The organism is Leisingera sp. F5 (assembly GCF_001593695.1).
The window spans coordinates 1-10,297 of record NZ_LUKH01000067.1; the positions used below are offsets into that span (position 1 = coordinate 1).

Annotated in this window: 12 protein-coding genes and 1 pseudogene; 6 read left to right on the top strand and 7 right to left on the bottom strand. The window is 57.6% G+C overall.

Translation table 11 applies throughout. From position 1 onward, the window contains the following. Positions 1 to 332: pseudogene (locus A2I95_RS23175) on the top strand (2-aminobenzoate-CoA ligase); the annotation flags it as partial. A 3-nt stretch (positions 333 to 335) separates the two neighbouring features. Here the strand turns inward: A2I95_RS23175 and tnpB are convergent. From tnpB to A2I95_RS23200, 5 genes are all read right to left on the bottom strand, one after another. Then, positions 336 to 764 (bottom strand): IS66 family insertion sequence element accessory protein TnpB, encoded by a 429-nt coding sequence (tnpB, locus tag A2I95_RS23180; RefSeq protein ID WP_169730824.1) that lies wholly within the window; start codon positions 762 to 764, stop codon positions 336 to 338. Between the two features lie 208 nt (positions 765 to 972). Next, a complete protein-coding gene (locus tag A2I95_RS23185; protein ID WP_291733647.1) occupies positions 973 to 1,434 on the bottom strand; it encodes a hypothetical protein in 462 nt (153 codons plus the stop codon). 3 nt (positions 1,435 to 1,437) lie between these two features. Next, positions 1,438 to 1,695: a hypothetical protein gene (locus A2I95_RS23190; RefSeq protein WP_291733649.1), complete on the bottom strand. Its 258-nt coding sequence runs from the start codon at positions 1,693 to 1,695 to the stop codon at positions 1,438 to 1,440. Between the two features lie 400 nt (positions 1,696 to 2,095). Further along, positions 2,096 to 6,013, bottom strand: coding sequence for a cadherin-like domain-containing protein (locus A2I95_RS23195; RefSeq protein WP_291733651.1), 3,918 nt, complete (start codon positions 6,011 to 6,013; stop codon positions 2,096 to 2,098). Between the two features lie 710 nt (positions 6,014 to 6,723). Then, entirely contained in the window at positions 6,724 to 7,134 is a 411-nt protein-coding gene (locus A2I95_RS23200; RefSeq protein ID WP_291733652.1) for a helix-turn-helix transcriptional regulator, read from the bottom strand. A gap of 337 nt (positions 7,135 to 7,471) precedes the next feature. Between A2I95_RS23200 and A2I95_RS23205 the strand changes: the two genes are divergently transcribed. Next, entirely contained in the window at positions 7,472 to 7,924 is a 453-nt protein-coding gene (locus A2I95_RS23205) for a hypothetical protein (protein WP_291733654.1), read from the top strand. Between the two features lie 2 nt (positions 7,925 to 7,926). Here the strand turns inward: A2I95_RS23205 and A2I95_RS23210 are convergent, their stop codons facing one another. Then, on the bottom strand, positions 7,927 to 8,172 hold the full coding sequence (locus A2I95_RS23210) for a hypothetical protein (protein ID WP_291733655.1): 246 nt from the start codon (positions 8,170 to 8,172) through the stop codon (positions 7,927 to 7,929). A gap of 149 nt (positions 8,173 to 8,321) precedes the next feature. After that, a complete protein-coding gene (locus A2I95_RS23215) occupies positions 8,322 to 8,636 on the bottom strand; it encodes a hypothetical protein (RefSeq protein WP_291733657.1) in 315 nt (104 codons plus the stop codon). Positions 8,637 to 8,849: 213 nt separating this feature from the next. Here A2I95_RS23215 and A2I95_RS23220 point away from each other — a divergent pair, with 213 nt between their 5' ends. From A2I95_RS23220 to A2I95_RS23235, 4 genes are all read left to right on the top strand, one after another. Further along, entirely contained in the window at positions 8,850 to 9,104 is a 255-nt protein-coding gene (locus tag A2I95_RS23220) for a hypothetical protein (protein ID WP_291733659.1), read from the top strand. Continuing rightward, on the top strand, positions 9,101 to 9,487 hold the full coding sequence (locus tag A2I95_RS23225) for a hypothetical protein (protein WP_291733662.1): 387 nt from the start codon (positions 9,101 to 9,103) through the stop codon (positions 9,485 to 9,487). Before A2I95_RS23220 ends, A2I95_RS23225 begins: the two co-directional genes overlap by 4 nt. Then, the gene (locus tag A2I95_RS23230; protein WP_291733663.1) at positions 9,487 to 10,026 is read left to right on the top strand and encodes a class I SAM-dependent methyltransferase; all 540 of its coding nucleotides are present in this window, start codon (positions 9,487 to 9,489) and stop codon (positions 10,024 to 10,026) included. The genes A2I95_RS23225 and A2I95_RS23230 overlap by 1 nt, the downstream gene beginning before the upstream one ends. Further along, positions 10,023 to 10,297, top strand: a 275-nt coding sequence (locus A2I95_RS23235; RefSeq protein ID WP_291733666.1) for a hypothetical protein, incomplete at its 3' end; no start/stop codon positions are given. The genes A2I95_RS23230 and A2I95_RS23235, both read left to right, overlap by 4 nt.

Consider the following 10,297-nt stretch of genomic DNA (forward strand, 5'->3'; position numbering starts at 1 on the left):
GGTATCTGCATTTTGCCGCCCGCAACGACGACATGATCGTCTCGGCGGGCTACAACATTGCGGGCCCTGAAGTGGAGGCCGCCCTGCTGGCGCATGAAGCGGTGGCGGAATGCGCGGTGATTGGCGTCCCGGATGAAGCGCGCGGCGAGATCGTGCAAGCGCATGTAGTGCTGGCCGATGAGCAGGCGGGGTCGGATGAATTGGTCAAGCTGCTGCAGGATCACGTGAAGTCGGAAATCGCGCCTTACAAGTATCCGCGTTCAGTGGTATTTACCGCAGCATTGCCGAAGACCGAGACAGGCAAGATCCAGCGTTTCAGGCTGAAGGCCTAGCTGTCAGGGCGTTTCCTGGGGCTTATCCTGCTGGTGTCTGTCAAGCCGCTGGCCGGGGAGCTGCCGCACCCGCCGCCAGTCCAGCCTGGCAAACAGCGCCTCGAATTGGGCACGGTTTAAGGTCATCGCCCCGTCACGGATGGCGGACCGGGTGAACGTGCTCTCCTCAAGGCGCTTGTATGCCATGACGAGGCCGCTGGGCTCCGCCCGTTTGGCGCGGACCACGAAGACCCTGCCGGTGAACGGATCTTCCGCTAGCGCTGACTGCACGAGCGCAGCCAGGCCGTCATGGCCTTTGCGGAGCGAGCCTTGGGCGCCATTGGTTTGAGCCCAATGGCGAGCCACCGGTTTCGCTGCCACCAGAATCCGGATGCCCTGTGAGGGGCGTTGTTGCAGAACTCTGACTTCTGAGGATTCACGTAAGGAATCCATACGGTTACACGGTCCGCATGAACAAACCATCCCCCTCCCGCGATCGCACAACGAACTGGTCCAGCTACAACGCCGCGTTCTCAACACGCCGGGCATTGGATCAGTTCCGTTTGGTCCTGACGGCGGTGCGCTGTTTATGCCCGAGATCATGGCTCTCACCGCCGAAGTCGAACAGCACAATGTGCCCATGACTTCGCTTGGCTTTCTGTCAAATGCCAAAGTCAAAGCGCTCCTTCTGTCCACGCAGAAAATGGCAAATGGTAGTGGTGCAATTCTCAGCGCAGACAACGACGGCTTCAATATCGGCGGTACGCGGGCCGCGTTCAGCAACAATGTTCCCAGCGACCTTATCCAGAGGTTCCAGAAGATCGATAGCGAGGGGAATGTAGCGGTCAGCATCTTCCCAGGCGCAGAACCAGTCGATGAGGTGGCAGAGGGCTTCTGCGCCCTCCAGTGCAACGCGCTGGGTCAGGGCTGCGACCATCTCCGCCGGCTTCTCTTGGTCAATCAGTACGTCAGCCAGATTGGTAAGGGCGCCCAACGGGCAATCTCCGAAACCCGTGATCGGCGAACCGCTTTCGATGAATGCCGCGTGGGTGTCGATGCAGGCCGGGTTGGGCGGGGTGTACGGGGTGACGACAACGGTGAGGGCGGGGGCGCTATCAAGCATTGCTTACGCCTCCTCTGCCAGGAGGTCATAGGCTTCATCCGGGTTGACGTATTCGCCAGCCTCGGCCGGCTCGAAGTCATCTGCGCAGGCATGGCAGACGTTGAAGCCAAAGGCTGCGCGGACAGCGCGGGTGTGGCCGGCGCTGAAGTCATCGCCCATGTGGTCTTCGAAGGCGGTCACATCCTTGCAGCAGCCGCAGGTGAAAACCGGAGCGGCAACTTGGCCAGTTGCGATGCGGAACTTTTCAGTCAGTGCGTTCATCTCGGTTCTCCCTTTGCTTGAAGATAACTTGCGATAATCGCAAGTTATGGTCAAGAGAGAATTTGCGATTATCGCAATAAAATTTGAGATCTGGAGTCGACCCCTGCTACACACTCCCCATCAGCGCCGCGTACGCGCAAAGAAAAACCCGGCGCAGGGCCGGGGGGTGGGAGTCATGAGCAGGATCTTCGCTGGGGTCTAGGCGAGGTCGCGGGACAGAGCCGTCATTCGCTGCAGATGCGAAAATAACCTCTCGAACTCTTGAAATTTCTGGCCTTTGGGGTCGAGAATCGTTCCCCAAAGGTCAGAAATAATTCAATCAGAAGTACAGGCCTTTCGGCAGCGATTCCGGCAAACTGCCCGGTTTCGACCGGTTCCAGTTTGATCGATGGTCAATGCGTTAACCGAGAACTTCGTCCAGCCCGCCGACAACCACCGTGACAGTGGCCTGATCAAAACCTCCCGATCCGTCAGAGATTGTGTAGGTGAAAGTGTCCTCGAGAATATCCCCCTGTTCCAATGCCTGGATATCAGCAGCAGCAGTCGGGTCATAGGTGATCAGGCCCGTGTCTGAATCATAGAACAGGCTGGCACCGTTTTCACTGACAGTACTGTCCAGGGTAAAGAGGAACTCATCTCCGTCTGGATCTTCATCATTCCGCAGTAATTCGGACGTCTTGATGAGCGCAGCACTGTCTTCGCTGGTATAGGGTAATTCCACTTCTTCTCCGGTGCCCTCAAAAATCCGGGCCTTGCTGCGGAACAGCCCACCATCGTTGCTCCACCAACTGATGATGAACCGGCCATCGTCCAACAAGGTGACGTAGCTTTGCGTCTGGTTCCAATGCTCCTCCTCATTCACCAGGAACCGGTCGGTTGCTTTGGAGCCGTCTGAATTGAAAATCTGAGCATAGATGCCAAGCCGGGAGTCATCCAGATTCCGCCAGGTGGCAAGAAATTGATTCCCTTCCAGCCATGTAACTTCGCCATTTCCAATCCGGTTCGGGTCAGAGGTGATCACTTGCTGATCAATTTCGAAATCACCGGACAATTCTCGGCCGTCTGCACCCAAAACTTTACCGTGGATGCTGGCTTCAGTCCCCAATCCCTCGCTTGCCTCATACCATGTCACAACAAATGTGCCGTCATCGTTCACGGAAACTGAAGGATCCCGCAGTGTCGCATTCTCGGTCCAATCGGTGTCAACTACGACTTCAGACAGCATAGCAGTGCCATCGCTGTCAAAAGTGCTGGCGTAAAGAATGGTCGAGCCGAACTGTCCTGTTCTGTGGCTCCAGGTCAAAACAAAACCGCCATCTTTCTGCGCTGCCATGTCCAAGGTGTCGCGAAGACCGTAGCTTGAGAGGTTATCGGTGAGGAGCACTTTGTCCCCCACCTTCCGTCCTTGCGGAGAATAGATCTGCCCCCACAGCCCCCAATCCTCGGTGCCATCGACGGATGCTGGCATAGTGACCAAGATGTTGCCGTTGCTGAGGCCAATAGATTTAGAATGATATGTGAGGTAGCCCTCGTCATGCCCATCATTGTTGACCAAGGTGATCTCATCGGTCCGCGGAGAGCCATCCTCATTAAAAGTCCGCATGTGGCTGTGCGTTTTCGGGCCATAATTTCTGCTGGTGGTCACCCATGTGACTGCAAAGCCGCCGTCTTCCAGATCAATCAGGTCGGTAAGAAATTGAGCTCCCTCGGTGTCGGAATTCGCCAGGAACAGCGGTTTGACCTCGTTGCCGTTGCCATCAACGATGCGAATGGACACCTCATAACCATTGCCTGTATTGGTTTGCCAAGCCGCAACATACCCGCCATCGTCCCGGGCAATGGTCTGCCCTTCGTTGGCAGAGCTGGCGATGTCCCCCATCAGTGAAAACTCGCTGCCGCCCACATAGGAGTCGTACCCGGTCGGGCCGCCATCCAGGCGGTCATCTTCCGCCTCTGGCCCATCGTTTTCGCCCGTCACCGTGACCGTGACGGTTGCAGTGTCATGATTGCCTTCTTCATCCACCACTTCATAGGTGAATTTATCAGTAAAGACCTCCCCTTCGGCCAGGTGCTGCAAGGCGTCTGCGTCGTTGTATGTGATCGTGGATCCATCAAACTGTATTGAAAGCCCTGCCGCGCTGCTGCCCGCAATGTTGAAATGGGCTTCACCCGTGCCGAGAGACGCATCATTTTCCAGCAGATCTGCCAGCGATATTTCCAGCGGCCCCTCGGTACCGGCACTGACAGAGTCATCCTGAAGGTCCACCGAGTAAAGCCTATCCAGGACGCTCAGGTCGCTGAGATCCAAGGTGAAGCCGTCCCCTTCGAAATACAGGTATTCAAAGTTGCGAAGCTGGTCGGTGCCAATGTCTGCCACTTCACCTGATGCAGACGTCACCTGGATTGTGGACCGGTTGAGCGCTTCGATGCGGTAATCGCGGACCGCGCCGCGGAAGGCAGCCCAATCGGTACCCGCGCCGCCGTCCAGCCGGTCATCGCCTGCGCCGCCAATCACCCAGTCTTCGCCAGCACCGGCTCGCACTGTATCGCTGCCGGCGCCAGCCAGCACCTGGACATTGCCGTCCCCGGTGCGGATGCTGTCGTTGCCGCCGCCGCTATCAATCTCATTATCACCATCCCCAACTGATATTTTGTCGGCCCCGGATCCGGTTGTGATGTAGTTATTGAAGCCTCCGCCTTCGTTCAGGCGAATGTTGTTGTTTCCGTTGCCGGTCTGGATCGAGTACTCGCCATCTCTTGCCATGATATTGTTGTTGCCATGGCCCACTTCGACATAGCCGACACCTTCGTCCAAGGAAATTTTGTTGTTGCCATCCCCGGCGGTGATCCTGGTTTCCCCTTCCCCCAATTTGATCTGGTTGTTGCCATCTCCCACTGTGACAGACACAGACGCGTCACCGGAGCCGATGCGGTTGTTACCGTCGCCCGCCGTGATCTGATGCAGCCCATCACCAACTGTCACCCGGTTGTTGCCATCTCCGGCTGAGATCTCGCTGCGCCCGTCGCCCATGCGAATAAAATCGTCCCCGCCCAGGGCGGAGAGGGTCAAATCCCCGTCTCCGGCAGTAATGCGGTTCTTGCCAGCGCCGGCAGCAATGATGCTGGAGCCATCGCCTACAGAGATTGCATCGTTGCCAACCCCCGCTGTGATATCTGCAAACCCGCCCCGGGTAGAAATCTTGTTGTTCCCGTCTCCGGCATCGATGACCGCGTCACCTTCTCCAAGCCGTATGTCGTCCGCGCCGTCGCCTGTGGTAATCGTGTTATACCCATAGCCGCCTTTGATCCGGTTGTTTCCGCCGGACGATGTAACGTGGTAATCTCCATCTCCCAAGGTAATCTGGTCTCTGCCGCTGCCAGTTAGAACCACATAGCTGCCATCTCCGGCCGACACCCTGTTGTCACCGTCACCTGCGTGAATCTGCCCTTCGCCTTGACCGGTTTGAACCCTGTCGGAACCGCTGCCTAACGTAATGTTAAATTGGCCGTCCCCGGTCTGGACCTGGTTGCGTCCCGCTTCAGCAGTAATGGTGAAACTGCCATCGCCCGCATAGATTCTGTCGTCGCCATCCCCAGCGGAAATCGTAGCGGCGCCATCGCCGGCCCTTATCTGATCCCTGCCTGTTCCGGTTGAAATTCGAAACGAACCTTCCCCGGTCGAAACTTTGTTATTGCCGTTCCCGGTTGAGATCGTACCGGTTCCGTCACCGACTGAAATTTTGTCGTCGCCATCCCCGGTTGTGATATCCACCGTGGCGTCGCCGGTTTGGATTGTGTTTTTCCCGCCACCGGCTGAGACTAAGTGGTGACCTTCGCCCAATTGAATCTTGTCGTCTTGATCGCCTGTATGAATGTCAGTGTCGCCAGCAGCCGTAATGCTGTTCCGGCCGCCGCCTGCGCGGATCACATTGAAGCCCTCTCCAACCTGAATCTTGTCGTTGCCTTCTCCTGCTTCAACAAAATTGTCGCCGCTCCCGAGGGCTATCCGGTTATTGCCAGCGCCGGCTCTGATGAAATTCTCGCCATCGCCGAGCACAATCGTGTCATGGCCTTCGCCTGTGGAAACCGAATTCGCGCCGTCGCCTGCTGTAACCCGGTTCTTGCCGCCCCCTAGCTCAACGTCGTTATCGCCGTCGCCGATCGCGACTTGGTTGTTTCCGTCACCAGCTGCGATCCGGTTATCCCCGTCGCCAACCAGAATGGAATTATTGCCGTTGAGCGCAGAAATATCATAGTTCTCCTCCCCAAGCAGCAAACGATCATTGCTGTTTGTTCCGACGAATATTTTGCGACTCATGACATCTAAACCTCAAATTTTCCACCTTGACGCGAGTAGCATTTGACCCGATCAGCGCAAAATCCAAAGTCCTGAAAGATTTCAACAACCTGAAACAACTTCAGCGCATGCCCGCGTCTTCAGGCAGAATACACTGCCAATTCCACCCGGATGGTAGGACACGGAGCGTGTGCAGGTTTTTCCTGAAAGTTGTGGCGATGCCTGTAGAGGCAGCCTGTGCGTGCTCCGGGTCAGAACCGAAGGTTCCAGCTGTATTGTCGCAAATACCACTACAGCGGTCAGCAAGCTGATTGGCGGAACTGGATGTAATGGATCTCGGGAGGGGCGTCTTACACGTATGCTGCTTTTGCGAAAATCCTAAGCATGGCGAATGACTGCAAAGGGCTCATCCTACCTTTCTCGCGCGTCCAAAGCTGGCCTTCCGCTGATGTCGTCGGGCTGGAGGGTGAGCAGGCGATTCCACTGCATATAGTACCCGCACTGCGGTGCCTTCACGGTTTTTACTCTTCGTAAGTGCTACATCTTGTGGCTTGCAATGTTCTCTTTATGTTCTTATTGAGGTGCTGCACAGTGCAGGATGAGCCTCGGTCCCTGACCTCGCAGCGCCCCTCACATCCCCGTTCCGCTTTGGCGGGAAAGTTGGCCGCAAGTCTGCTGCGGCGAAGTCAATTTGAAGGTGCGGGGGACGTGTATGTCTGACGAACAGGTTATTAAGGCTCTTCGCCAGGTTCTTTCTGAGCCTGATCGCGAGCGGCGAGCTGAGCTTTTGCAGCATTTAGCAAAAACAGACGTTCCGAGGGCTCTAATTGCTGCCACACTTCCGCAAGCTCTGGGTCAACCTTAGCCGAAGTCGCCCCGAAGAATGCCAGGATCTTTGGGATTTCCTCTGCCTGGGGCTTCCTGGCCCCGGATATCATCTTTGAAACCTTGTCAGCCCCAATGCCTAGAGCCTCGGCGAGCTCAGCCTTCTTGCCGCGGTCGCCATCAAGTCGGGCGCGGAGCCATTCTGGGGTGATCGTTTCCATGCTGACATAGTGCGATTTTCGCAAGTCAGATAATATTTCTAAATTCGCAACTTTTGACTTGCGATTATATTGCGAATATCGCAAGTTATGTGGCATGTTAGAACCTGCTGCAACTGTTATCCGAATGTGCGGTGGAGCTAGTGCCGTCGCCAAACTCACGAAAAGAGACGTCTCCCGAGTGCATCGGTGGACACATGGGAAATCGCGCGGGGGGACGGGTGGCCGTATCCCCACTGACGTCCAGCAGGACCTTCTTGAGGCTGCGAACGACGCCGGGATTAATCTCAAGCCGGAGCATTTCTTTTTGCCCGCAAAGCCGAAGGCGCGCCGCCAATGACCCGCGCTCCTGCTTCTGGTGATATGTCCGCTTCCTCTGCACGCTACCGGTGTAGCGCGCCAATTCTCCATATCCAAAACAACGAGGTTGCCGAGCATGGCTGACCAACGGGCCTATCTCCACACATTGGTGCGCGGGATCGTCGCGAAGCACTTCCCAGGCAAGCAGAACTGCGCGGCTCGGGAGATTGCCGAGTTCTGGGCGGGCAGGGAGCTGGAAGACCACGAGGTCGATTACGGCGGCTTCTCCCGCAAGATGAAAGGTTCCCGCGAGTTCTCACTGAACGATGTGGTTGCCTTGATGTCGATCACCGGCAGCCGGCGCATCATCACCGTTCTGCAGCAGATGCAGGATCAAATGCAGGCACCGCTGGAGCCGCGCGAGGCCCTTGCTGCCGCCGCTGCCAAGGAGGCCGGCGAGGCCGTGGCCGCCGCCATCGGCACCCACGACAATTCCATCGTCGCAAAAAAAGCCGGGGACGCCGAGGCAGCTTTTCGGCGGATCCGTGAACAGGCCGAGGCAGTCCTTAGCAATAAAGGGAACGGGTGATGCTAGTTCCTGATGGGGGCAGCCTCGGACGTGGTTTTGTTTGCCATGGCTACTGCTCTTTGCAGAGCTTCGATCAATTGCATGGCAGCGGCGCTGCTGCACCTGAGGCGGGCTGTCACTTCGCTGTTCACCTGGACGCTACCGTCAGGAAGGGGATCAAGCAGGTTCGCCTGGAGCTCGACCTGGATGGTTCCACCAGCTTTGCCGAATGTGGTGCATCCGTCGAAGTACACAATTTTTCCGCCCATGCTCAAATCCCCCGAATTCAATCCCGGTCGAGCCTAAGGTGTTGTCCCTCCGCGCGGCAACAAAAAGTTGTCTGCATACTTAAGGCCTCTCGCGAGAGTGGATCAGCGCTAGGGGGAGCAATGTGAGCAATCTTCCTTCCTCAGGAATCTCAAGCCTTGAGATCAACAATGAAGCGGTAGACCTGATCGTGTGTGGTCCGGCCATCAACCCTCATAGCGTTAAGAGTTTTCGGCACACCTTGGGCCATTTGGCTGAGGTGCAGCATCTCCTCGTCTTTGGTGTACTCGGCGGCCATCGCCAGTACTGCCAGGATATCAGCGACGTTCGCGCATTGAGTACATCCCGCATCCCTCGTCTTTCCGTTCGTTGCTCCAACGAACGATACCGGCGCCTCGCAGATGCCGCAAAGAACCGGGTGATCCTTCCCGTTGATGGATACGCAGATGCTCGAATTGTCGGCCATCGAAATCCCTTACCTCAACTGATGGTATAATTCGATGCGGATATACTACCGATTAAGGTGTGAATTTTTCGTAAAACTTTGGGTCCCCCCCTGATCCATGCACCAGCATCACTGAACCCCCAACAGAGGCAGTGGTCATTCGAGCAGTAGTTAAAGAGCCGGGTGTGATTGTTTTTACCGGCCCAGATTGACCCCAAAGAATTTGGACAGACGATGACGGACATTGCACAGGTGCGCCTTGCGCCCGCAACCAGGCCGAACACCCAGGGACAGCCGCTCGCCTTTCAAAATCTGGGCGCGAGCGCGGCAGTTTCCGATCCAGTTCTCGCCGCCATTCACCGCCAGAACACGGCCTGCTGCCTGCACGCTCTTCGCGGCACCATGCAGGAGCAGGGCAAGTGGTCAGACGAACTGCACGCCGCCGCCTTCGAGGCGAAGCGCCAAGAGCTGGAGGGTCGCTGGAAATGACCCTTTTGACGTGCCCCGCAGCCTTTCAAGCCCATGATGCGGGCCCCCATTGTACACCACCAGCTGGTGTACAGGCTGACCCTCTGGACGCGCTCTTCCTTCGCCTGAAACAGCAGCAGGAGGCCGAGGAGGCAGCCGAAGACCGTGAGGCTGCACGCCTTGCCGCCATGATCGGCAACAACGGCGGCCCGCCGCTGGTCGAGCCCTTCGGGATAGACGCCCCGTGGTTCCAGTTTGCTGACGCGGAACAGATCGCGCACTTGGCGAAGATCCACGTGCGGATTGAACGGCGCAAACTGATCCTCGCAGATGACTATGAGGAGCGGAAGAAGATCAGAGCCAGCTGCGTTCGCCGGATGCGCCGTGCCGCGGGGAAGAACTGATGGGGAAACGCAGTAACTTCAAGCGCAGGCCGCAGGACAAGTACCGCACCTTCGATGTGCGCGCTGCGGCTGCACTTGCCCCTCATCTTCGCTGGGGCTGCCGGTTCTGGGAGCCATGTGCCGGCGCTGCTGACCTGGTCCGCGGGCTTCAGGCCTTCGGCGCTGAATGTGTCATTGCGACCGATATCAACCCGGAGTGCGAAGGCGTTTACCGCCTCGATGCGCTGGCGGCGACCGCGGCCGACGTGGATAGCACGGGCGTCACGGATATCATCACCAACCCGGTTTGGTCGCGCGCGCTGCTGCACGCCATGATCATGCATTTCTCCGCCATGCGCCCGACCTGGCTGCTGTTCGATGCGGATTGGATGCACACCCAGCAGGCGGCGCCTTATTTACCGTTTCTCCGCAAGGTCGTGTCAGTAGGCCGGCTGTGCTGGATCGAAGGCACCGACCAGACCGGCAAGGACAATTGCGCCTGGTATCTGTTCGATCAGCGCGGATCCGGTCCCATCGAATTCATCGGGAGGGCCGCATGACTCGCCGCCGCGCCGCCAAGGTCGATGCCAACCAGTCCGAAATCGTTGCCGCTCTCCGGCGCGCTGGGGCGACCGTCACGCCCACCCACGCCGCAGGGGAGGGCTTCCCTGATCTGGTTGTGGGGTATCGGGGTGCCAACTTCCTTCTGGAGGTCAAGGACGGCGCCAAGCCGCCCAGTGGCCGCAAGCTGACCGCTGATCAGAAAGAGTGGCACGCCGCGTGGCGAGGCCAGAAAGCCGTTGTCGAGAGCGTTGCGCAGGCGCTGGACGC